Origin of the sequence: Pseudoalteromonas sp. OF5H-5 (genome assembly GCF_021530695.1) — a bacterium.
GTDB lineage: Bacteria > Pseudomonadota > Gammaproteobacteria > Enterobacterales > Alteromonadaceae > Pseudoalteromonas.
This window is the reverse complement of sequence record NZ_JAKGBF010000011.1, coordinates 35,014-58,385: the sequence shown is the minus strand read 5'-3', so window position 1 is coordinate 58,385 and position 23,372 is coordinate 35,014. Positions and strand designations below refer to the sequence as shown.

Annotated in this window: 17 protein-coding genes and 1 pseudogene; 9 read left to right on the top strand and 9 right to left on the bottom strand. The window is 43.6% G+C overall.

All coding sequences use genetic code 11. From position 1 onward, the window contains the following. Positions 1 to 45: 45 nt before the first annotated feature. Together L1271_RS16095 and L1271_RS16090 are read left to right on the top strand one after the other, a co-directional pair. Positions 46 to 1,731, top strand: coding sequence for a carbon starvation CstA family protein (locus L1271_RS16095; protein ID WP_010374688.1), 1,686 nt, complete (start codon positions 46 to 48; stop codon positions 1,729 to 1,731). 69 nt (positions 1,732 to 1,800) lie between these two features. Then, complete coding sequence (locus L1271_RS16090; RefSeq protein WP_235368286.1) at positions 1,801 to 3,333, top strand: M17 family metallopeptidase; 1,533 nt, start codon at positions 1,801 to 1,803, stop codon at positions 3,331 to 3,333. 469 nt (positions 3,334 to 3,802) lie between these two features. Here L1271_RS16090 and L1271_RS16085 read toward each other — a convergent pair whose 3' ends face one another. The 5 genes and pseudogenes from L1271_RS16085 to L1271_RS16070 form a co-directional block, all read right to left on the bottom strand. Further along, positions 3,803 to 5,953, bottom strand: a complete 2,151-nt coding sequence (locus L1271_RS16085) for a M3 family metallopeptidase (protein ID WP_235368285.1) — start codon at positions 5,951 to 5,953, stop codon at positions 3,803 to 3,805. Positions 5,954 to 6,070: 117 nt separating this feature from the next. After that, on the bottom strand, positions 6,071 to 6,988 hold the full coding sequence (gene folE2, locus L1271_RS16080; RefSeq protein ID WP_102057884.1) for a GTP cyclohydrolase FolE2: 918 nt from the start codon (positions 6,986 to 6,988) through the stop codon (positions 6,071 to 6,073). An 18-nt stretch (positions 6,989 to 7,006) separates the two neighbouring features. Then, positions 7,007 to 7,162, bottom strand: a pseudogene (locus tag L1271_RS24950) (GTP cyclohydrolase FolE2); the annotation flags it as partial. A 111-nt stretch (positions 7,163 to 7,273) separates the two neighbouring features. After that, positions 7,274 to 8,608, bottom strand: coding sequence for a dihydroorotase (locus tag L1271_RS16075; protein WP_010605989.1), 1,335 nt, complete (start codon positions 8,606 to 8,608; stop codon positions 7,274 to 7,276). A gap of 11 nt (positions 8,609 to 8,619) precedes the next feature. After that, positions 8,620 to 9,090, bottom strand: a complete 471-nt coding sequence (locus L1271_RS16070; RefSeq protein WP_235368284.1) for a Fur family transcriptional regulator — start codon at positions 9,088 to 9,090, stop codon at positions 8,620 to 8,622. Positions 9,091 to 9,177: 87 nt separating this feature from the next. Here L1271_RS16070 and L1271_RS16065 point away from each other — a divergent pair, with 87 nt between their 5' ends. Beyond that, complete coding sequence (locus L1271_RS16065) at positions 9,178 to 11,571, top strand: TonB-dependent receptor (RefSeq protein ID WP_235368283.1); 2,394 nt, start codon at positions 9,178 to 9,180, stop codon at positions 11,569 to 11,571. Positions 11,572 to 11,711: 140 nt separating this feature from the next. After that, a complete protein-coding gene (locus L1271_RS16060) occupies positions 11,712 to 13,118 on the top strand; it encodes an alkaline phosphatase PhoX (RefSeq protein ID WP_174169773.1) in 1,407 nt (468 codons plus the stop codon). 131 nt (positions 13,119 to 13,249) lie between these two features. Here the strand turns inward: L1271_RS16060 and L1271_RS16055 are convergent, their stop codons facing one another. Continuing rightward, entirely contained in the window at positions 13,250 to 14,221 is a 972-nt protein-coding gene (locus tag L1271_RS16055; RefSeq protein ID WP_102057437.1) for a YihY/virulence factor BrkB family protein, read from the bottom strand. Positions 14,222 to 14,355: 134 nt separating this feature from the next. On the opposite strand from L1271_RS16055, the gene L1271_RS16050 reads away from it, so the two are divergent. Further along, positions 14,356 to 15,465 carry a mechanosensitive ion channel family protein gene (locus L1271_RS16050; RefSeq protein WP_045962697.1) on the top strand — a complete coding sequence of 370 codons (1,110 nt, stop codon included), beginning with the start codon at positions 14,356 to 14,358 and terminating at the stop codon, positions 15,463 to 15,465. A 100-nt stretch (positions 15,466 to 15,565) separates the two neighbouring features. On the opposite strand, the gene L1271_RS16045 is transcribed toward L1271_RS16050, so the two are convergent. Beyond that, positions 15,566 to 15,997 carry an Lrp/AsnC family transcriptional regulator gene (locus L1271_RS16045; protein WP_010605995.1) on the bottom strand — a complete coding sequence of 144 codons (432 nt, stop codon included), beginning with the start codon at positions 15,995 to 15,997 and terminating at the stop codon, positions 15,566 to 15,568. 168 nt (positions 15,998 to 16,165) lie between these two features. On the opposite strand from L1271_RS16045, the gene ctlX reads away from it, so the two are divergent. Continuing rightward, positions 16,166 to 17,077, top strand: a complete 912-nt coding sequence (ctlX, locus tag L1271_RS16040; RefSeq protein WP_235368282.1) for a citrulline utilization hydrolase CtlX — start codon at positions 16,166 to 16,168, stop codon at positions 17,075 to 17,077. A gap of 82 nt (positions 17,078 to 17,159) precedes the next feature. Next, positions 17,160 to 18,590 (top strand): alanine/glycine:cation symporter family protein, encoded by a 1,431-nt coding sequence (locus L1271_RS16035; protein WP_235368281.1) that lies wholly within the window; start codon positions 17,160 to 17,162, stop codon positions 18,588 to 18,590. A gap of 118 nt (positions 18,591 to 18,708) precedes the next feature. On the opposite strand, the gene L1271_RS16030 is transcribed toward L1271_RS16035, so the two are convergent. After that, positions 18,709 to 19,320, bottom strand: coding sequence for a TIGR04211 family SH3 domain-containing protein (locus L1271_RS16030; RefSeq protein WP_227386883.1), 612 nt, complete (start codon positions 19,318 to 19,320; stop codon positions 18,709 to 18,711). A gap of 298 nt (positions 19,321 to 19,618) precedes the next feature. Between L1271_RS16030 and L1271_RS16025 the strand changes: the two genes are divergently transcribed. After that, positions 19,619 to 21,139, top strand: coding sequence for a CYTH and CHAD domain-containing protein (locus tag L1271_RS16025; RefSeq protein WP_010605999.1), 1,521 nt, complete (start codon positions 19,619 to 19,621; stop codon positions 21,137 to 21,139). Positions 21,140 to 21,249: 110 nt separating this feature from the next. Next, the gene (locus L1271_RS16020) at positions 21,250 to 22,095 is read left to right on the top strand and encodes an HDOD domain-containing protein (RefSeq protein WP_102057430.1); all 846 of its coding nucleotides are present in this window, start codon (positions 21,250 to 21,252) and stop codon (positions 22,093 to 22,095) included. Between the two features lie 64 nt (positions 22,096 to 22,159). On the opposite strand, the gene metK is transcribed toward L1271_RS16020, so the two are convergent. Continuing rightward, the gene (gene metK / locus L1271_RS16015) at positions 22,160 to 23,311 is read right to left on the bottom strand and encodes a methionine adenosyltransferase (protein WP_010606001.1); all 1,152 of its coding nucleotides are present in this window, start codon (positions 23,309 to 23,311) and stop codon (positions 22,160 to 22,162) included. Positions 23,312 to 23,372 lie beyond the last annotated feature (61 nt).

The following is a 23,372-nucleotide window of genomic DNA, read 5'->3' as shown; positions in this document are numbered from 1 at the left end:
CACGCGAACTGCGTGTAATTAAAACAACAATAAGAGGTAAGCATTATGCAATCCATAATGATCGTACTCTTCGGCATCATAGGGATGTTATTTGGATGGTTTGTCTATTCCAAATTTATTGCTGAAAAAATATTTAAAATGGATGACAACTTTGTCACGCCGGCTCATGAGCTTGAGGATGGCGTGGACTATGTTCCCACTAACAAAGTGGTATTGTGGGGGCATCACTTTACTTCAGTCGCAGGCGCTGCGCCCATTGTGGGACCTGCTATCGCCGTGTATTGGGGCTGGGTGCCTGCAGTGCTTTGGGTGGTATTTGGCACTATATTCTTTGCCGGTGTCCATGACATGGGCGCTTTATGGGCGAGTGCTCGTCACAAAGGTAAGTCGATGGGCGCACTGTCTGAAAGCGTGATAGGCAAGCGCACACGTTCATTGTTTATGATAGTGGTCTTCCTTGTCCTGCTCATGGTAAATGCCGTGTTCGGCGTGGTGATCGCAAACTCCTTCGTGGGTAACCCAAATGCGGTATTCCCCGCTTGGTCTGCTATCGTCGTGGCACTTATCATCGGCCAATTGCTGAAACGAAAAGTGCCGCTAGTACCGCTCTGTATTATCGGGGTTATTGTGCTCTACGCGACCATTTATATGGGCAGTAGTATGCCGATTACCTTACCAACCGAAATGTTTGGTTTAAGCGACAAAGCCAATTGGATCATCATTCTGTTTATCTATGCTGCCGTAGCGTCATTGTTACCGGTTTGGATGCTATTACAACCTCGTGACTTTATTAACGGCATGCAGCTGTTAGTGGGGTTGATCCTGCTTTATGGTGCGGTATTTGTTGTCATGCCAGATATCACTGCGCCTGCGTTTAATACCCAAACGGTAGAAAACACCCCGAGTATTATCCCCTTGCTGTTTGTGACTATTGCTTGTGGTGCGGTATCAGGTTTCCACGGTATTGTTTCGTCGGGAACGAGTTCAAAACAACTAGACAAAGAAAAAGACGGTCGTTTTGTCGGCTACTTAGGTGCAGTTGGTGAAGGCTCACTAGCACTTATCACTTTGGTCGCCGTGAGTGGTGTGATGCTCGCAGTATCACCTGAAGAATGGCACGAAATTTATAGCCACCTTGGTGCTGGCAGTGTATCAGCCTTTATTAACGGTGGCTCAAATCTTATCAGTACAGGCTGGGGACTACCAGTCGAGATCGCATCAACTTTACTCGCCGTTATGGTTGTACTTTTTGCAGGCACTACCATGGATTCTGGCGTTAGACTTCAGCGTTATATTATTCAAGAGTGGGGTGAGATCTATAACATCAAGTTCCTGAACAACGGTATCATCGCGACTTTGTTGGCCGTTGCATGTTGTTTGCTACTCGCCTTTGGCGCTGGTGGCGCATCGGGTAGTGGTGGTATGGTGATTTGGCCGCTGTTTGGTTCAACCAACCAAATCTTGGCAAGCTTAACCTTGTTGGTTATCTCAGTGTATCTTATCAAACTAGGGCGTCCCGCTAAGTACACCTTGATCCCTATGGTATTTGTGCTGGTGATGGCGTTTTTTGCTGGAGTGATCAAGCTAGGTGAATACTACCAAAAAGGCAATTGGCTGTTGGTTGTGCTTGACGTCATCGTGCTGGTGGTCAGTATTTTGGTGATGTTAGAAGCTTGGTCTGTGATCAGCAAAACCAAAGCGAAACCAGATGAAGCCCGTGATATGTCGTAGTTCCCTTGGAACTTGACCACAAATCACCTATAGTCGGCCCTAATTCTAATATAGAAAAGGGCCGTTTTTATGTCTTTTCCAATCGCATTACCTTGTAACACCCTATTTGAAAGCGATGCAGATGCTATCGTTGTTGTTACTCATGATATTCAAAACCTTGGCAGTGCGGAGCTTGACGAAGTTGCTGCACCATTTTTAGCTGTAGATGCGCGCATTGCGCAAAAGGCAAGCCTGCTTGTTTCAGACAAAGTACCTGGCAAGCGCTTGGTGATTGCGCCAACCGGACCTCTCGACAGAGATTACGATGACGTTCGTCGTTATTTTGAAGCGGCAAAGGCTGGTATTTTAGAAGCGAAAGCGGCTGGTGCGGTAAAACCTGTGCTTGCTGTTGTAAATGTGCCAGCCGATGCTCGTTACGAAAATGCGCGTGCTGTCAGCTTTTTAGGTGCATGCCAAGGCTTATGGCAGCCATTAGAGGCTCGAGAGTACCGTGGCGAAGCGATTGAACCAATCGAAGCGATTTATGTTTTTGAAGCGTCAGCACAATGCTGCGATCAACTGAGTGCAATCGCAGCTGGTCAATATGCTGCGCGTGATCTGTGTGGCACAGAACCTGAGCGCATGGCACCGCCTCGTTTTGCTGACTACTGTGTTGAGCTATTTCAAGGTTCAGCGGTAAACGTTGAGGTTATCGCTGATCGTAAAATTATGGATGAACAGTATCCACTCTTAAGCACGGTAGCGCGTGCCTCTTACGCCGTTGAACGTCATCATCCTCGAGTTGTAAAAATGGCATACGAGCCTGAAGGTGACGTTGAACGTACCCTTATCTTTGTTGGCAAAGGTCTTGTGTACGATACCGGTGGTGCAGACTTGAAAGTGGGCGGTTTTATGGCGGGCATGAGCCGTGACAAAGGCGGTGCGGCGTCAGTGGTTGGTTTTATGGAAGCGGTTGCTAAGTATCAGCCAAAAGGCGTTAAGGTTATTGCTTACCTTGCCGTGGTTCGTAACTCGATTGGTTCTGACTGTTTCGTGCCGGATGAAATCATTGAGAGCAGAGAAGGCGTTCGCGTTCGTATTGGTAACACCGATGCGGAAGGTCGCTTGGCGATGGGTGACTTACTCAGCGAAGCGAAAGACTTAGCTCTGGGTGAGAAAAACCCTGAGATCTTTACGGTTGCAACACTGACAGGTCATGCAGCGCGCGCCATGGGCCCTTACAGTGCCTATGTTGAGAATGGTCCTGCACGAGCGGCACAAGTGTCTCGCAAGATTGCAGACATGGGCGACTTATGGGCAGATTGCGCTGAAGTATCGCGTAGCCGACGTGAAGACTATGACTTTGTAAAACCACGCACCCTTGCGGATGATGTGCTATCGAGCAACAACGCTCCATCGGCGGTTACCGCTCGTGGTCACCAATTTCCAATGGCATTTTTGGCAATTGTTGGTGGCTTAGACAAGCATGGTTGTAATGCAGAATTGCCAATTCCGTATGTACATATGGATATTGCAGGTAGCGGCGTTGAAGGTGGCGACTGGCAGCATGGCAAACCAACCGCTGCAACCGTTGCAAGCTTGTTTGCTCGGTATTGTATTTAATACCAATTGAATTAATTCTCTAATCAATTTTAAGGGTGAAATAGCGTATTAGCTTCGTTAAAAATTTCTCATTTAGAACAACTAAATAGCAAAATTTTTGCCTTGCTACTAAAGCTATTTTCCCGCTTCAAGATAGATCATTTACTTAATACAACTGGTATAAGATTGATAAAAGGGAAGCATTGCAGCTTCCCTTCTTGGTTGGGTAAACTAAATAACCTGAGCTGCGGATAATTAATGCCTTTCTAGCAGCTAGTTTTAGCGCTAACTGCGTTGAATTCACTTCCAATAGCCAGCTATTGGTGCGTAAATTCGCCTTGCCTACAGGATGTAGGTACCTTAGCGAGAGCAGGATGCGGAAGCGGTGTTTTCCCTAAAACTCTCTGGCTAGACAAGGAAAAAACTAAGTTGTGCTTTAGCAACAATGAGTTGGAACATTCCTTATCCAAACCTCAGGTTAAATAGTGTGTTATTTAGGGGCTAGTCCTCTGCGTTTTAATAGCGCTTCAGTCGTTGGCTCTTTTCCGCGGAATGCTTTGTAAGAGTCCATTACAGGTCTTGAGTTACCAACCGATAAAATATGTTTACGATATTTTTCGCCATTTTCAAGTTTAAGGCCACCGAGCTTTTGCACGTATGCATAGGCGTCGGCTGCTAATATTTCACTCCACATATAAGCATAGTAACCAGCAGAATAGCCGCCTCCCATAGAGTGCGCAAAAAATGCTGATTTATAACGCGGTGGAACGTAATCGAGGGCGACTCCATGCTTCTTCAGTGCCGCTTGTTCAAATTCATTGATATCAGTGGGTGCATGCTCAGGTGAAATTGTATGCCACTCCATGTCTAAGAGCGCAGATGCCATGTACTCCAATGTATCGTAGCCCATATTAAAAGTTCGTGAGCGGATCACTTTATCAAGCAGTGTTTTTGGGATAGGTTCCCCGGTTTGGTAATGCTTTGCATAGTTACTGATAACTTCAGGGTGTGCAGCCCAGTCTTCCTCAAAGGTTGAGGGAAACTCAACAAAATCACGAGAAACAGCGGTTCCAGCAAGACTCGGATATTTTACGTCAGAAAACATCCCATGTAAGCCATGTCCCATTTCGTGAAACATAGTTGTCACTTCACTGTAGCTTACAAAGGTTGGTTCACCATCAGGTGCCTTTGCAATATTCATGACATTGATAACCACAGGCTTTTGGTTTAATAACTTAGATTGCCCTACAAATGAATTCATCCAAGCTCCACCACGTTTACCTTCTCTTGCAAAATAGTCGGCAAAGAATATCGCGAGGCTTTCACCATTGTTATCGATCAGTTCATAAGCCTTAACATCTGGATGATACACGGGTAAGTCAGGGCGAGCTTTGAAACTTACGCCGTACAGCTTATTCATAGTATAAAAAACACCATTTTCTAAGACGTTATTAAATTCGAAGTACTTTTTCACTTCTGTTTCGTCTAAGTCATAACGAGATTGACGAACTTTTTCAGCGTAGTATGCCCAGTCCCAAGGTTTGATGTCGAACGAGTGCCCTTCGCTTTGAATAAACGTTTTAATATCTGCTGCTTCCTTTTCCACGTTGGAAACAACGGCCGGCACCATGCTGCCAAGCATGTCATAAACTGCTTTAGGGTTTCCAGCCATTTGCTTTTCTAGGCCGTAGTCTGCCCAGCTTTTATACCCTAACAGCGCTGCTTTTTCGGCCCTTAACTGTGCCAGCCGGATGATAATTTGAGTACTGTCATTATCACCTGACTGAGCACGATAAGCAGAAGCTTGCCAAATCTGTTGCCTAAGTGCTCGGTTGGTTAAAGACGCTAAAATAGGTTGGCGAGTTGTGTTGGTAATACCGATTAAGTACTTGTCTTTATGTCCTGCAGCTTCAGCCGCACGTTTAGTGGCAAGAATTTGTCTTTCTGTTAAACCGTCCAATGCGGCTTTATCATCAACAATTACTGATATGGCAGACGTTTCTGCTAATAAGGTTTGTGAAAACTGGGTAGTCAGAGAGGAATGCTCTTCATTGATTTTGCGAATTTTCACCTTATCTTCAGCACTTAGTTTCGCGCCAGCTCGCACAAAGTTGGTGTAGTAAACATCCAATAAACGCTTTGATTCTGAGTCCAGTTCGAGTGTGTTGCGATTATCATAAAGCGACTTTATACGGTCAAATAATGCGGCGTTCAAATTGATGTTATCGCGGTGTTCTGCGAGCATTGGGGCTAGTTCTTTTTGTAATTGACGACGTTTTACAGAGCTATCTGTGCCTATTAAGTTAAAAAACACGCTACTGGTTCGCTTTAGCAGTGCACCACTTTTTTCCATTGCAACTAAGGTGTTTTCAAACGTAGGCGTTGCAGGGTTAGTTGCAATACGCTCGATTTCTTTGAGGTGCTCTGCCATACCCTGCTTAAATGCAGGCATAAAATGTTCATCTTTGATCTGGTCAAACATTGGGGTTTGGTAGATTAAAGTACTGGCGTTGAACAGTGGATTGTGATGGACTGATTCACTTTTCTTAGGCACGCTAGATGCCACCTCCGTTGTATAATTTGAACAACCAGAGACAAAAAGCGTGGAGTAAATCGCAACGGCGATGATGGTCTTTTTCATAAACTTCTCAGTATTTGTTGTAATGTTATAGTGTATCTATTGTGTGTTTGTAGTTGTGTTTTATCGCATAATAATGGCGGTATCATGATTCTTGCATCTTAGGCAGATAAGTGTTTCTTAAGTCAGTTTTTGGGCCGGAAACTTATTATCAATGGCGACAGCATTGTGAGCATGCAAACTTTCTTGGTGTTCAATTTTGAACCAATAATCAACAAACTGTGTGTTTTGCTCTAAAAATTGTTTGACTCGTCGTGCGGCATCTTCACAAAACATTAGGTTTTCTGCATTTAGCTTCGCAAATGCTTGTTCATCTTCACGTTTTACCGCAGTTTGAACTGGGGTGCCAATGGCCTGTTCTAGCGCTTTTATAAGGTTTGGAATGAGTGGCAACGTCCGTTCTGTTAGTTTTACTGTTACGTAAGCGAAAGAGCGCTGGCTATGAGGTGTGGCAATGCTCCCTTTTAGAGAGGTTATCCACGTCATTAGTTCGTGTTTTGAAATCATCTCTTGGGAAAACTGTTCTTCGATCTCTTCACTTAATGCTTGTCTAGAAAGTGCCGCTGAGCAAGGGCAGGTACTTGAATAGGCAATAGTAAGTGATAACTCGTAGCTAAGCTCTGAGTTTATATACTCACAATTAAGCGTGATAGGGTAACTTTGATAGCCGAATTGATCGCTCAACAATGCTGGTTTATCTATGGTTACTTCAAACTGTAACTCAAGCTTGGCCGCTTTGCTCAATCCTTGTTGAGATTGAACCGACTCTTTTAATAACGCTTCAATCGTTTTAATATTCAAAGGAGTCGTACTTAGTATCTCTCTCAAGCGAATGTATAACCGGGACATATGGATCCCTTTCGCCTCAGGTTTATCTAGACTAACAAAAATATTTGCAAGAGCGTTAACCCTTTGGCAGGAGGTGCTTGATATTTCCACTTCTAAAGATATGGCAATTTTTTCCATACCCACCCACTTTAGCGGTAAGGCTGTTGTTGCAAGCTGCCCAGAGGCAACATCAGGTAAAGATACTGTCATATTTATTTCCGACGAGGTTTCTAGGGCCTGTTGATCTTTGCTGTTTGATTTTTGTTCTCCTGAGTGTGTTTTGGTCGCGACGCTCGACTTGCCGCCTAGTAATCTAGGCAAAAGTTGAGCAACAATGAACAAAGCGCACTCAGGTGAACCCAAAGGGCAGCGCTTGATTAGCATTTCTACTGTGTTCTCGCCTGACTCACATAGAATAACTATGCTACGCAGGCTCTGCCTTGTACAAATACCAATCAAACTGCTGCAAAAACAAACTTGAAAGGTAAACATGCCCTAGCGATTAAAAATTAGTGGCATAGCGGCTGTGGGTGTATTAAGCGGTTGTTGGCCGTCATAAACGAGACTGCCATTCACCCAAGTTTTTAAAACTTTTGCTGAAAAACGGTGACCGTCGAATGGGGTCCAGCCACAGTGATAGTGTGTTTTCTGATGGCAAGTGGGTGTTTCATGATGAGGGTTCACGAGCACTAAGTCAGCATAGTATCCTTCGCGAATAAAGCCTCTATCTACAATGTGATACCTTAACGCTGGATTATGTGCAACTTTCTCAACGAGCTGCTCTATAGATAAACGCTGATGATGCACATGGTCGAGCAAGCTTAATAATGCATGTTCAACTAAAGGCAAACCCGCAGGTGCTTGCTGGTAGGGGAGTTGCTTTTCTTGCCAAGTATGAGGCGCGTGATCAGTAGCAATAATATCTATTTGATTATTTCGCACTGCTGCTAACAAAGCATCACGATCGCTTTTCGCTTTAATCGCTGGGTTGCATTTTATTAGGTTACCCTGCAGTGCGTAATCTTCTTGACTGAACCACAAATGATGCACACATGCCTCTGCAGTAATATGTTTGTCGCGAATATCGCCTGAAGGGAATAAGCTCAATTCTTTTTCTGTTGTGATATGCAGTACATGTAAATCGCTACGATATTTTTTCGCTAAAGATACAGCGTACGAAGAGGATGAATAACACGCTTCGGCGTCACGAATGATGGGGTGATCTTGAATTGTTAAACTGCCACTGCGTCCTATGCACATGGATAAGTTCTTTTCAATCACTCTTCCATCTTCACAATGGGTGACAATTAGGGTTGGACTTTCTCTGAAAATTGCGTCGAGTGCTTGTGGATGCTCAACGAGTAGATCGCCTGTTGATGCCCCCATAAAAACTTTAACACCGCAGTACTTCTTCGCATCTAAACGTTTTATTTGTTCTAAATTATCTTCGGTTGCCCCTAAGTAGAAACCATAGTTTGCCAGCGAGCTTCTAGACGCAATCGCGTATTTCTGTTCAAGAGCTTCAATGGTTGTAGTCGCAGGGCTTACGTTTGGCATTTCCATATAGCTGGTGATACCACCTGCCACAGCAGCTCTGGATTCTGAGGCTATATTACCCTTCTGTGTTAAGCCGGGCTCACGGAAATGTACTTGGTCGTCTATCATTCCAGGGAGTAGAAAATAACCTGTCGCATCCACAATATAGTCATTTGGCTGCGCAGTTATTGAGCTTGCAATTTTATTTATTCTGTTTTCAACGATAAGTACATCACATACTTGTGATTGATTCTCGTTGACCACAATTGCATTTTTTATCAGTGTGTTTTTCATATTATAGGGACCTATTTGTCAAGTTTGGCTTTGCAAAGGTTACATAAGCCAGGCAACTCTAAGCGTGCATTTGCAGCTGAAAATCCAGTGCTTTCTACCGCTTTAAATAGATGCTTGGCAGCCTCTTGAACAGAATCTATTTCTTCTATTTGATGGCAGGATCTGCAGACCAAGATCACGGATAGATGGTGATGGCACGCACCATCTAGACTCTTACAGGCTATATATTTATTTGCAGAATGGATCCGGTGTGCCAGATTGACTGACTCTAAGAATTCAAGAATGCGGTACACGGACATTGCTAGAATAGGAGAGTTGGTGCTTTTATTGTATTTGTCAGTAAGTTCATAAGCTGATAGCGGCTCGACTGTTTGCAATAATATTTCTAGCACGCTCTGTCGTTTTTCAGTTAAACGCAGCCCTAACGATTGGCATTTTGCTTGAGCCTGTTTGAGAATAAAGTTTCGTTGAGTTTTGTTCACGGCAATGACGACATAATCCACCTAGATATTGATACAATATAACATATCAAGCATAATTGATACAATATAACATTTATTGGAGTCGTTATGTCTAAACTATCAACAATACCCTTGCTCGTTGCTGCACTGTTACCACCAAGTCTTGTAGCAAAGTCTATAGAAGGTACAGTCGTCAATAAAGCTGGTAAAGGGATTGCAAATGCATCAATTGAGGTCGAAGGAACTGATATTCGCGTACTCACAGATAACAATGGTCATTTTCAAATTTCGGGCGTTGGGCTTGGAAATAAACAAATCCATGTAAGAGCGCCTGGTTTTGCTCATCTGCATAAGGCGCTCACTCTGGATCAAGGTGGCGTTAAAAACGCAATGCTAATGTTAAATCGTTCTCCAATAGAAGTTATAGATATTGTTGCTACCCCTGTACATATGTCGGCGATGGAATCTGCGGTTCCAGTTAGTGTTTTGGCAGGTGAAACATTGCGTAGACAGCAAACTGCTACACTAGGGGATAGTTTAGAAAAATTGCCTGGCGTCAACACAAATTTCCACGCCAAAGTAGCGAGTACACCAATTATTCGAGGTTTGAGTGGCCCGCGAGTGTTGGTGACGCAAAATGGATTAGATGTCAGCGATGTATCTAGAGTTGGTCCTGATCACTCAGTCGCCTCTGAAGCCTCAACGGCTCAACAAATCGAGGTGTTGCGGGGACCTGCAACTCTTTTTTATGGTAGTGGTGCGATTGGGGGAGTGGTTAACGTCGTCGATACAAGAGTTCCAACCGATAATGCAACTCGCGGAGAATGGAATCTGGAAAGTAACTCTGTTGATGACCAAAATACAGCCTCGTTTAATGCGACATCGGGTATTGGTTCTGTGGCTTTATATGTTGATGCATTCTGGCGAGAATCTAATGATTACGAAGTACCTGTTCCTGCTGAAATTCATGAGCATAGTGAAAGGAATAACAGTGGTGAACATCACTATAAAGTAGCAAATAGTGCTGAAGAGTCTAATGGTTTTACGGTTGGCTCAAGTTACTTATTTGACCAAGGTTATGTCGGTGTGGCTGTTGAGAAATTTAACCGCAAATACGGCATTCCGGGACATACGCATGGCGATGAAGAAGCACATCATGAGGCTGAAGAGCAGGTTTTTGCGGACTTAGCACAAACAAAAGTGCAACTATTAAGCGAGTACAAGTTTAACAAAGGTTGGCTTGATAAAGTGAATGTGCGTGCTGGTTTTACAGAGTATGAACATGCTGAAGTTGAGCACGGCATGGTTGGAACAACATTTAAGAATGATACCAATGAGTTAAAAGTTGATTTACTACATCAGCCTCTGTCCGCTTGGACTGGTGGCGTAAGCTTACATTACAAACATAGTGATGTTGAGGCTCAAGGTAGTGAGGCGTTTACGCCGCCATCTGATACCCAAACACTTGCGATAGGGGTAATGGAGGAAAGGCGGTTTGGTGATTTTTTAGTGCAGTTAGGTGGTCGTATTGAGCAAGTGGAGATCACCGCAAGTAATGTGCCTTTACCGAGTATTGATGCCCACTCGCACGATACTGAAATGCATGACCACATCGGTCACGATTCAGAAGCAACAAAGGTATATGCGGTTGAGCATCAGTTTACCCCTGTCAGTTTATCTTCGGGTCTTGTATGGGACTTTGCGCAAAATTATAACCTTGGGTTATCTGTTTCACACTCTGAACGAGCTCCTTCTTCATCGGAGTTATTTTCCTTTGGTCCTCACATAGGAACTGGCACTTACGAGGTAGGAGCGTTGTTCAAAATGGATGAGCACGGTCATTTTGAACTCGATGAGCAAGGCATAGCGCTAGAAAAGTCGCACAATATTGATATTACACTGCGAAAAACCCAAGGCGATATAGGCTTTATTTTTAATGCTTTTTACAACCAAGTAGATAACTACTACTATCAAATAGAAACTGGGTTGTACGCCGAGAGCGGCGATAGTCACGACCACAATCATGAACATGAGCACGATCATGCTTCCGAATTACCTATTTATTTATTCAAGACAGATGATGTGGTTTTGCACGGTTTTGAAGCGCAAGTTGCTTGGCAATTGAGCGACGAGTTGAAAGTTGATGTTTTCTCTGACTTTGTGCGCGCCAGATTAGAAGAAGGCGGCGATTTACCTCGTACACCACCTCTGCGCTTTGGGTCGCAGTTAAGCTATCAGACGGATAATCTCAGTGCACATATCCACATTACTCGATATCAAGAGCAGGACCGGATTGCACCAGAAGAAACCGCGACCGACGGATATACCTTAGTTGATGCTAGCATCTCTTATGATCTTTCTGTGTTAAATCAAGATCTCTCTATTTATCTTAGAGGGAGCAATCTGACGGATACAGAAGCACGAGTACATAGTTCATTCTTAAAAGATATAGGCCCTCGTCCGGGACGCAGTTTCGCGCTTGGTATTCGCGGCTATTTTTAGTTTTAGCAGGTTAAACCATTGTGTACCTGTTAGTTAAAGCCACACTGGTACACAAGTCACTGAGTTTTACAACAACATAAATCTTATCTATATGTAGCACGAGATTATTACTGACACGACTACGATCAGCAGGAGAAATTATGGTTTCACGTCGAGGGTTTTTAAGGGGGGCTGGCACCCTCGCATTTATCGGCCTTTCTAAAAGCGCATTTGGCAGAGTGTCACTATTAGACTTTAACACAATGATAGCTGGGTATGGACCGTTGATCACCGACCCCAATGGTTTACTCGATTTGCCCCAAGGTTTCAGTTATCAAATAGTATCAAGCCTTGGAGATAAAATGTCCGATGGTTTTACTGTACCTGACAAAGCCGATGGTATGGGTTGTATTGCTTTAGATGAAGAACGGGTTGCATTGATCCGCAATCATGAATTGAAACCAACAGATTTAGCAAAAGCCGAGGACAGTATTCGTCACCATAAAAGTGAGCTTGCTTTTGATACAAATGGCTCAGGCATCGCGCTTCCTGGTGGCACAAGTCATATTGTGTATAACCTAAAAACACGCCAAAAAGAACAAGAATATTTATCCTTGGTTGGCACTATTCGTAACTGTTCTGGTGGAATAACGCCTTGGGGGAGTTGGCTTACTTGTGAAGAAACAACTGCAACTAAAAATGATGGTTTTACACAAGATCACGGATATATTTTTGAAGTACCAGCGACTGCAAAGGGTTTAATTAAGCCACAACCTCTAAAAGCAATGGGGCGGTTTAATCATGAAGCCGCTGCTGTTGATCCCAAAACAGGTATTGTTTATCTCACGGAAGACCGGGGAGACAGCGTTTTTTACCGCTTTATTCCAAACGAAAAGGCAAAGCTCCACAAAGGAGGGAAATTACAAGCGATGGTAGTGAAAGAAAGCCCGCAATTTGATAGTCGAAATTGGAATAAAAAAGCGATGCCACTTCATCAGGAGTTTACTGTTGAGTGGATAGATTTGGACGACCCACAAAGTGCTAAAGACGATTTACGGATCCGTGCTTATCGAAGTGGAGCTGCGCTATTTGCTCGAGGTGAAGGGATCCATTGGGGTGAAAAAGAGCTGTACTTTTGCTGTACCAATGGCGGAAAAAAGCAGCTAGGGCAAATCATGAAGTATCAGCCATCTGAGTTTGAGGGAACAGAAAAAGAACGCCTCAATCCAGGAAAGTTGTCTTTATTTGTCGAAAGCACTAGCCAGTCTCTCTATAACTTTGGTGACAATCTTACCGTGTCGCCACAAGGACATTTAATTGTTTGTGAGGATCAGTATTCCGATGTTGTAAATAACTACCTAAGAGGTGTAACACCAGAGGGAGAACTCTATAATTTTGCGCGGCTAGCTAAGCAAACTGAGCTCGCCGGCGCTTGTTTTTCACCAGACGGCAAAACTTTATTTGTTAATGTGTACTCACCAACGACAACATTGGCGATTGTGGGACCATGGGAGCACTTTAATCAAGCAAAAATAAATAGCCTCTCTAATTTTAATTTGTTGAATTAGGGCTTGTTGACCTTTTCGCTATTTGGTTTATGTTCTCATAAGTGTATTTTGGTCGCGACGCTCAACTTGCTGCTGAGTAATCTAAGCAAAATTTAAATCGTGAAAGTGAGCTATTAATATTGATGCTATTATCAATGAGGCTCCTTTTCTTTACGTTGTCTTGTCGTTAAATTATCAGCCACAAATGCACCTCGTTGCCCTCTGGTTTTTGCTGGTCCAACGGTACTATCTTTTAAAGTTTGTAGCTCAGTACTGGCATTTAGTGCAGCACCAAAAATAATGATATATGCGCTCAAATATAACCACATCATCATAATGACGACGCCTCCCAATGAACCATAAGTTTCATTGTAAGAAGCGAACTGCGCGACATAATATGAAAATCCCAATGACGCCAGGATCCATAAACCGGTTGCAGTAAACGAGCCGAGTGTTATCCAGCGCCATTTTGCGGCTCTGCGATGTGGCGCATAACGATAAACAAACGCTAAGGAAAAGTGAAATAGTACCGCTAAAATAGACCAAGTAATTAGCTGTATTACAGAGTCCAGTGCTGTGGTAAATCCTACGAGGTTAAGCACAATCGGTAAAATTCCGATAATAGACAACGCCACAATCGCGACGAAAATCGCCCCCACAGAAAACAAAAAGCGTACCACTAGCGCTTGTAAAAACTGCCTTTTATTATGCTCATGATACGTAATGTTGCAGGCTGTGATCAACGCTTGGCAGCCTTTACTGCTACTCCATATTGTTAAAAAGAGGGTAAAAATAGCACCTAAACTTAGGCTTGCCTGCGATTTTTGAGTGAGCGCTTTGAGTTGTTGCAACATAATTTCTTGACTGGATGGTGGTAAGAGTTCAATAAGCGGCAGTAGCTGATCAACCATTTCTGCAGGAGAAGAAAAATAGGCATAGATAGAAACAACGGCCGCTAACGCAGGAAATATTGCCAGCAGGGCATAAAATGCCACTCCAGCGGCAACCAGAGATAAATTATCTTGGGATAAGCTGTGGTATAGCCGTTTACTGACATCCCACCAACCGAGTGCTGGAATATCGCTTGGCCTGTCTGCATTAAAGCCATGTTTATGAGCTGCCATTGGTCTTTCCTAAATCAATTCTGGGCCTGTTGATCTAAAGTGATATACAGCAAAAGGTCTGCCAATCTCGTTTGGCGTTATATTTGCTACTAGTCAACTCGTGACCTTATGAATAAAAACCCAAAGAGTGCAATATGGAAATCAATAATCTTATTAAAAATCAAATGACTAATATGATTCAGGCGGCAGCTTCTCGCGAAGTGACTGAGGCCGTGAGCACATCAGATACGCTAAGTTTAAGCGCACAGGTTGTGCACTTTTTACAAACCGCATGGCAATTATTACCTGCTTTGGCGTTGGGAATTGTGGTTATTGTGCTTTGTTATTATTTAGCACGGCCAATCTCTTATCTTTTGATTAAGCCCATAGGTTATGTCAGTAAAAGTCGATTATTACATCTCGTCACTCGCCGTTTTATCAGTGTGTTAGTCATATTTTTTGGTATTTATATCTTTTTGCGCTTGGCCGGGTTGAGTGAGTTTGCCGTCGCAGTAATGAGTGGTACTGGGCTTGTCGGTCTTATTCTTGGGTTTGCGTTTCGTGATATCGCCGAGAACTTTATTTCGAGTATGCTAATTAGTGTCCAACGCCCGTTTAGAATTGATGACGTTATTGAAGTGGATAACCGTTTGGGGATCGTTAAAAAAGTCACCGCCCGCGCAACCACCTTAGTTGATTACGATGGTAATCACATTCAAATACCCAATGCTACCGTCTACAAGAATGTAATTAAAAACTTTACTGCCAACCCCAAAACACGTGGACACTTTAAGATTGGTATTGGCTATGACAACGATATTCGCCTGACGCAGCAAATTGCAATTGACTTACTTAAAGAGCAAAGTGCGGTTTTAAACGACCCGCCACCTCAGGTTCTACTTGAAGCCTTAGGCTCCGCGACTATCAATCTTACCATTTATTTTTGGGTCAATAGCGAACAACATAGCCCGATCAAAGTGGCGTCTCAACTCATGCGAGAAACCGTTAATTGCTTTACAGAACACGGTATAAGCATGCCTGATGATGCTAGAGAGCGGATAATCATAGCTGCGAATACTGAAACACAAGGAGTAAACAAAGAAGCGACCAGTAATTCGAGTAGCAGAACGCCTGTGAAACAAAAGAACAAAACCACAGCAAGTGCAGTAGATGCGGATATTGACGATGTGAGTAGCGATGCGGATGAGATCAGAGAGCAAGCAGAGCGCGCTCGAAGCCCAGAAGAAGGGGACAATATAATTTAGCAGTAAATTAGGTTAAGTGTTGAAATGTGTCATGGCTGATTTAGATTATTTCGGACTGTCGACTCATCACCCTAATCTAGATAAACAACGCTATCGAGCTTTACGTACTCGATAGCAAAATACTGGTTTCACTATTTAAAATGCCATCAATCTCTCGAACTTGCCTCAGTACACCATCGAATTTACTGAGGTTAGCAGCTTGCACTTCAGCGATTAAATCCCATGCCCCGTTCGTGGTATGAATTTTACTGAGTTCGGGGATCCCACGCAGTGCATTGATCACTTGAGTAGTGGATTTACCGATCACTTCTATCATCATGATAGCGCGCACCAGCTCGGACTCGATATATTCATGAACCCGCACTGTAAAGCCTAGAATTGCACCACTGGAAATGAGTCTATCTAAACGGTTTTGTACGGTTCCGCGAGACACATCGAGCGTAGTGGCTAAAGTTGAAATGGCTGCTCGGCCATCTTTGCGCAATTCAGCAATCAAGGCTTTGTCAAGCGCATCATATAAGTAAGGAGTCATAGTACAGCTTTGTGGTTTTTGTCATGATTAGTCTATTTGTATAATTCAACTTAGCAAAGTGATAGAAAATTGCACTAATTGTATAAGATTTTGGCATTTAAATCGTCTTATGGTGTGGTTACACTGATATTGTGTAAGACAACGCCCAAATCAAATAATGAGTGCAGTATGACAACGATATTTCAAGCACCACGAGCGGTGGTGATGATCCGCCCACACCATTTCACTTCGAACCCGCAAACCATGCAAGATAACGCATTTCAGCAAGTATGCAGTGAAAACAACCCTAACAACAGAGCCTATGTTGAGGTCAGTAACGCCGTGCAAGCGTTAGAGTTGGCTGGCGTGAAAGTGCACTTATTTGAAGATACCTCCACAGACACGCCAGACTCGGTCTTTCCAAATAACTGGTTTTCGACCCATAGCGATGGTCAGTTAACGATTTATCCTATGTACGCCTTGAATCGACGATTGGAGATCCGTCGCGATATTATCGATTTTCTGAGTGCTCACTATCAGGTGACAAACATCAACGATTATAGTCATCTAACTGCTGAAGAAATATTCCTTGAAGGCACCGGCTCTATGGTTATCGATCATCAAGCAAAAGTGGCCTATGCGGTAGAATCCAAGCGCACCAACGCCGTGTTAGTTAATCAAGTTTGCGAGCAGTTGGGGCTACAGGCAGAGATATTTAATGCCTATGATAAGAATGAAGTGTCTGTTTATCACACCAATGTCTTAATGTGTGTCGCCACCGATTTCGCCATGATATGCCTAGATATGGTGCCAGAATATCAGCGGGCACAGCTTATCAATCGTTTTACGCAAAGCGGCCACACCCTGATTGCGCTATCTTATCAGCAGATCCAACATTTTTGCGGCAACGCGATTGAGTTGCAAGGAAGCATGGGGCGCATACTTGCGCTTTCCACAACGGCTTATCAGGCGTTGTTGCCTGAGCAAATTGCTGTCATTGAAAAGTCAGCTAAGCTAGTTGTTATCGATATACCCACAATTGAAGCCGCAGGTGGCTCGGTGCGTTGTATGATTGCTGGAGTCCATTTAAATAACCGTTAAATAATACTAGGGCCTGTTTACCTTTCAAGAAGATCAACAGGCCCTAGATAAACGGCAAATAATAATAAAACAGGAATCGCCTATGTTTGAAAGTGCAGTTAAGAGTATCAATGGGCTTTTATGGGGAGAAGGCCAGATACTTATTTATATCCTGCTATTTGCAGGGTTTTGGTTCACTATTCTTTTGCGAGGGATACAAATTGTAAAGTTTCGCCATATGTTTAGCCTGTTACGGGGCAGCAGTCAGGGTGATGACAATACGATCAGTTCTTTTCAAGCGTTATGCACGGGGCTATCAGCTCGAGTTGGAACCGGTAACCTTGCAGGTGTTGCAGTTGCTATTTCTCTTGGTGGCAGTGGTGCGATATTTTGGATGTGGATGATAGCCATTTTGGGGATGGCAACAGGCTTTGCCGAAAGTGTACTTGGGCAAGTCTATAAAGTGCGAGATAGCCAAGGTGAGTTTAGAGGTGGTCCTGCTTATTATATTCACATGGGATTGGGAAGTCGGGCGTTTGCAGTATGTTTCGCCTTTTGCTTGTTTTTGGGATATGGATTTACCTTTAGCGCGATGCAAACCAATACCATCACCGATGCGCTCAATAATGCGTTTGATATTCCAACCTTATATTCAGGTATTGTGATCACAGTCCTTGCCGGCTCTATTATTCTTGGTGGCTTCAAAGCGATTGCACGATTTGCTGAAAAGGTAGTGCCAGTAATGGGATTAGTCTTTGTCCTTGCGGCCATTACTATTACCGTGATGAATTACTCGCAAGTCCCTGCCATGATCAAAGATATTTTGCTTTCAGCTTTTGGCTTGCAAGAAGCGGGCGCTGGCGCACTTGGCGCAGCTATCAAAAATGGTATTCAGCGTGGGCTCTATTCTAACGAGGCGGGAGCGGGTAGTGTGCCGCACGCATCGGCAAGTGCGTCGCCAATTCCCAATCACCCCGTGACCCAAGGTTATATCCAAATGCTAGGCGTATTCTTTGATACCATCGTGTTGTGTAGTTGTACTGCTGTCATAATTCTATTGGCAGATATAGATATTGGCAGTGAGATGGAAGGCATACGGCTGACGCAATCTGCGATGACCGCGCATTTAGCAACTGGGGGCGTGTACTTTGTCGCGGCGGCGATCACTTTGTTTGCTTTCACCTCTGTAGTGGCTAATTACGCCTATGCTGAAAGTAACTTACACTTATTCCATCTGGACAATAAAGTTGGCCGTTCAATTTATACCGCATGCTACTTGTCTATGATGTTGTGGGGCGCTTCGGCAACGCTAAAACAGGTATGGGATCTTGCCGACATCGCATTGGGTTTAATGACGGTGGTGAATGTTATTGCCATCGTGCGCCTTACACCCACTATCTTGGCGGTTACGGCCGATTATCATCTGCAAAGAGCAAAAGGGAGAGAACCTGTATTCGAAGTCGATAAGGTCAAAGTGCAAGGAGTTACTGAGTCTGGCATTTGGGGTAATATTAATGCGAAGAGTTCAGCCTAATACGTTTTAGATGGAATAAATAAAGGCCGAATTTTCCGGCCTTTATTTATTTTTGACAAGAGAGTTTAGATGAACCGTCAGTGACGAAGTTATCTAACCTCAATAGGTATATAACCACTTACCAGCCGTCGTAACGCTTTCTACGAGATAAAAATAGCGTCAGGATCACACCGATAATAATGCCACTGATCCCGATGATGCCACCGTAAGTGAGCAACTGGTGTTGCTCTTTTTGGACTTTTTGCTGCTGTGCTAAACGCTCATCTTGTAGTTGCTTTTCAAGCCCTGAAATAGTGTCTTGAAGTGAAGCATTTTCAGCTAGCAAATTGGTATTGTTTTGCTGCAGCATTGGAAGCTGCTGCTGGGCGTCGTTCAGCGCCTCTTGGGTTTCCACCAAGGTTTGGTTAACCGCCTCTAATTGTTGCTTTAAACCTGGCTCCGTGGTGACAAATTTACTTTCTACCCAACCTTCTCTTGCTTTGTCGTCTTTAATTTGGACAAACTCGTCATTAGCGCCACTCAAAATAGTGATTGGCGTACCAGCATCAACAGAACCTAAAATTCGATAATTTTTACTTGGACCTGTATGCATGAAAATAAAAAGATTGTCACTAATATAGCCGTTTGGTGTTGCCGTGTTTACTGTGCTATTTTCGTCTGGCTCTTCGGCAAAGCTTATAAAGCTGGTGAAGAGCAGGCTCGCAATGATAAATTGCTTAAAGTTGAACATGCGTGGGCCTTTTATTCTTTGGGTCGTAAAGTTTACAAAATAGTAGGGATTTCGCGGCCTAATAGCAAGGCTTTGTTTATTTTGAATGGCGCGAAATAATTGATTACATAATGAAAATTGCAGCATTTAACGCAATGATTCGGTGTTATTAATCCGCTGACGTTCAGCGAAATTAGCCCGACTATCTATTGATTTAGCGCATATTTGGTGCACTTCTCATCGGATAAAAAGATTGCAAACTTAGCCTCCTTTGTATATTTTGATCCTCCCTTAGACAAATAGGTAAAACACTGCCCTAATGGACACTGAAATAGAACTGAAATTTTTGGTTTCAGATAATGAAGTTCCGCTGATCCCTGCACTCATCACACAGTTTGCAAAAACGGTCACTAACAAGCCTGCTAAAAACTTAACTAACGCCTACTTTGACACGCCAAATCGTGAATTGCGTGCGCTAGATATCGGCCTAAGAACGCGTTGTTGCAATGATGAATGCGAGCAAACGATTAAGCTTGCGGGAGAAGTTGTAGGAGGGTTACATCAACGACCTGAGTACAATTTACCTATTCAATCAGGACGTCCTGACTTGTTAGCGTTTGACGCGAATATTTGGCCTCACGGCATGCAACTTGAGTCTATCGCAGAAAACATATTCCCGATCTTCAGTACGAATTTCATTCGTCGAACTTGGTTAATCGAAACGGATTCAGGAACCAAAATCGAAGTCGTGTTGGATAAAGGGGAAATAGCAGCCCAAGGGAAGATGGAGCCAATCAATGAGCTTGAAATAGAGCTCATTGAGGGAAACAAAGAAGATCTTTTCTTATTAGCCGATCACCTAATTAAACAGGCTGGTATGCGTTTGGGACTATACTCAAAGGCCGCCAGAGGGTATCGAATTGCCGATGATAAGCCTCTAAAACCAAATAAGTTTATAGGGTTTGTACCGCTCAAATCTCAGGTAACGCAAGAACAAGCGCTAATTGCGACAGTCAGTTATGGTATTCAGTTCGTCCAGAAGCATGAGCAGTGTTATTTTAATAAACCAAGTCTCAAGACATTAAAACGTGTTATTGATGGAGTCTCGCTTATCCGCCACGCGTTTTGGTTGTTCGATGATATCGTTGATAAAAGCTCGACTGAGAGTATTCGCAATGAGTTAAAATGGTTGTTGTCAGAACTTGCCTGGGTCGAAAATGCAATTCATTTAAAAACCTATACCTCAAAGCGTCATGCTTATCATAAGAAACTTAATCAGTTTCCTGAATTGGCGCAGGTCATTACCGATTTACAAGATGTTCAGCCGACACCGACGGACATTGAAGATTTATTTCATTGCACCCGCTATAACCGTTTGATCCTTTCACTTACTCGCTGGCTGGTTGATAGAGCGTGGCGTAAAAACTGGGATCAAAAAGCACTGAGTGCAGCAGAGCTACCTGTCACAGAAATCGCAAGCCAATTATTTGATAAAGACTGGCAAGAGTTGAAAAACTTGCTTCCACAGGATAAATCGCTTTCTGAAAAAGATTATTTACATGTGAGAATAAAGTTAGAAAACACGCTACTAAGCGGTAACTGTCTGGGCAAGCTTTACGATAAAGAAGCGCGCAAAGCGTTTAGAACGCCTTGGATTGATATCGTTTATGGTATTTATGAGCTAGAAACACTGGCGTATTTATATCAGCTTTGCCAAAGCCAAAACGCAGACGAACTGCAAGAAGTGCAGGCATGGCTTAAGCAAAAATCAGACTTTTTGATAAGTGCTATGGAGCAAAGTCGACAGTCTTCCATGCATAGCGAACCATATTGGTTCTAACCAGATTAAGCGGGGTTTTATCCCGCTTTTTTGTACCACTTCATTACAATCAATACTGCAAATATCAGGTGATGAACTAAACTTGGGTGTATCAATTCTGAGGTAGCCCAATGATCGATATTGACGATAAAGTGCTGAATGATTTGCGCGGCGGATTTAACTTACCTGCTAAGCCTGAAATATTACAAGCCTTACAAAATGAATTATCACAACCGGAGCCTGAGTTATTTACCGTGGCGGAGATTATTGCGGCGGATGTTGGTGCGTCAGCTGCGGTGTTAAAGGTAATTAATTCACCCGCTTATGGTCTTGCCCGTACAATCACAGATATAAAACAAGCAGTGATGTTTTTGGGCGTTAACTGTATTACGCAGCTAGTGACTGGGTATTTGCTTAAAAATGCGTTTGAGCAGTCAAAGTGCTGTATTTCACTGCAGCAGTTTTGGGATAACGCTGCGGATATTTCAAAAGCGGCGATGGTGGTTGGACATCATTTGAAGGCGTCATTACCCATGGAGAATTTGCAGCTGCTCGGACTGTTTCATGATGCCGGGATCCCAGCAATGGCCGTAAAATATCCTGACTACGCTGAGGTAATAAAGCAGTCTATAGAGCGACCTGAGCAAACGCTTATTTACTACGAGCAGCAAAAGTATCCAGTGCCTCACACTGTGATAGGCTACTTTCTTGCGACGTCTTGGCACTTACCTAAAGAAATATGCCAGATGATTTTGCGCCACCATGACGTTAGCTATCTTGAAGAGCAAAAAGATGCGCAGCATGTGCAAACCTTTGCGGCACTTAAACTGGCTGAAAACCTCTGTTTTGAAGCAAAACACTTTAGAAGCGCAGCAGATTGGTATCTATTTAAAGATAAGGTGATGATTGAGCTTAATTTGCATGAAGATGAGTATCAAAACTTAAAAGATGATGTCGATGAAGTATTTATCGGATAGGGGATTATCCACAGGCATTAAAAAAGGCGCACTTGGCGCCTTTTTTACTTTTTGCTGCAGGGGATTATAGGCCTGCAGCCGCACGTAGTGCGTCAGCTTTATCTGTTGCTTCCCAAGGGAACTCTTCACGACCAAAGTGGCCGTAAGCAGCAGTAGGCTGATAAATTGGACGCTCAAGGTCTAGCATAGTGATTAGACCGTAAGGGCGTAAGTCGAAGTGCTCGCGGATAAGTTCGATCAAACGCGACTCATCAAGCTTAGCTGTACCGAAAGTTTCTACGCTGATAGAAGTAGGCTCAGCAACACCGATTGCGTAAGACACTTGGATCTCACACTTGTCAGCAAGGCCAGCGGCAACAATGTTCTTTGCAACGTAACGCGCTGCGTAAGCAGCAGAACGGTCAACTTTTGATGGATCTTTACCTGAGAATGCACCACCACCGTGACGTGCCATACCGCCGTATGTATCTACAATGATTTTACGACCAGTTAGACCACAGTCACCCATAGGACCACCGATAACGAAACGGCCAGTTGGGTTGATGAAGAACTTAGTTGCTTCAGTGATAAGCTCTGCAGGTAGTGTAGGCTTGATGATAGTTTCCATCACCGCTTCTACAAGGTCAGCTTGTGATACCGAATCACAGTGCTGTGTAGATAATACGACCGCGTCGATACCTACTGCTTTACCGTTTTCGTACGCGAATGTTACCTGAGACTTAGCGTCTGGACGTAACCAAGGTAGCGTGCCGTCTTTACGAACTTGCGCTTGGCGCTGAACTAGACGGTGTGAGTAAGTGATAGGCGCAGGCATAAGTACGTCAGTTTCGTTACACGCGTAACCAAACATTAGGCCTTGGTCACCAGCACCTTGCTCTTCTGGACGAGTACGGTCAACACCTTGGTTGATATCAGGTGATTGTTTACCAATCGTGTTAAGGATTGCACATGAATCAGCGTCAAAGCCCATGTCTGAATGTGTGTAACCAATTTCACGCACGGTCTTACGAGTTAATTCCTCGATATCAACCCAAGCGCTAGTCGTGATTTCACCACCAACCATAACCATACCGGTTTTAACGTAAGTTTCACACGCAACACGTGCTTTTGGATCTTGCTCAAGGATGGCATCTAGAACCGCATCAGAGATCTGATCGGCGATTTTATCCGGATGACCCTCAGAAACAGATTCAGAAGTAAATAAATGTTTAGCCATTGTATTTATGCTCACAAATATTGCGCTTCACAAACATCAGGAACAGCGCGAAAAATTAAGG

What these genes read in the sequence shown, in the direction of transcription:
- L1271_RS16020 (WP_102057430.1), top strand. Translation starts at nt 21,250, where the DNA reads ATGATCGATATTGACGATAAAGTGCTGAATGATTTGCGCGGCGGATTT.
- metK (WP_010606001.1), bottom strand. Translation starts at nt 23,311, where the DNA reads ATGGCTAAACATTTATTTACTTCTGAATCTGTTTCTGAGGGTCATCCG.
- L1271_RS16055 (WP_102057437.1), bottom strand. Translation starts at nt 14,221, where the DNA reads ATGGCAGCTCATAAACATGGCTTTAATGCAGACAGGCCAAGCGATATT.
- L1271_RS16045 (WP_010605995.1), bottom strand. Translation starts at nt 15,997, where the DNA reads ATGACTCCTTACTTATATGATGCGCTTGACAAAGCCTTGATTGCTGAA.
- L1271_RS16060 (WP_174169773.1), top strand. Translation starts at nt 11,712, where the DNA reads ATGGTTTCACGTCGAGGGTTTTTAAGGGGGGCTGGCACCCTCGCATTT.
- L1271_RS16075 (WP_010605989.1), bottom strand. Translation starts at nt 8,608, where the DNA reads ATGAAAAACACACTGATAAAAAATGCAATTGTGGTCAACGAGAATCAA.
- L1271_RS16065 (WP_235368283.1), top strand. Translation starts at nt 9,178, where the DNA reads ATGTCTAAACTATCAACAATACCCTTGCTCGTTGCTGCACTGTTACCA.
- L1271_RS16030 (WP_227386883.1), bottom strand. Translation starts at nt 19,320, where the DNA reads ATGTTCAACTTTAAGCAATTTATCATTGCGAGCCTGCTCTTCACCAGC.
- L1271_RS16095 (WP_010374688.1), top strand. Translation starts at nt 46, where the DNA reads ATGCAATCCATAATGATCGTACTCTTCGGCATCATAGGGATGTTATTT.
- folE2 (WP_102057884.1), bottom strand. Translation starts at nt 6,988, where the DNA reads ATGACAGTATCTTTACCTGATGTTGCCTCTGGGCAGCTTGCAACAACA.
- L1271_RS16035 (WP_235368281.1), top strand. Translation starts at nt 17,160, where the DNA reads ATGTTTGAAAGTGCAGTTAAGAGTATCAATGGGCTTTTATGGGGAGAA.
- L1271_RS16050 (WP_045962697.1), top strand. Translation starts at nt 14,356, where the DNA reads ATGGAAATCAATAATCTTATTAAAAATCAAATGACTAATATGATTCAG.
- L1271_RS16025 (WP_010605999.1), top strand. Translation starts at nt 19,619, where the DNA reads ATGGACACTGAAATAGAACTGAAATTTTTGGTTTCAGATAATGAAGTT.
- L1271_RS16090 (WP_235368286.1), top strand. Translation starts at nt 1,801, where the DNA reads ATGTCTTTTCCAATCGCATTACCTTGTAACACCCTATTTGAAAGCGAT.
- L1271_RS16085 (WP_235368285.1), bottom strand. Translation starts at nt 5,953, where the DNA reads ATGAAAAAGACCATCATCGCCGTTGCGATTTACTCCACGCTTTTTGTC.
- ctlX (WP_235368282.1), top strand. Translation starts at nt 16,166, where the DNA reads ATGACAACGATATTTCAAGCACCACGAGCGGTGGTGATGATCCGCCCA.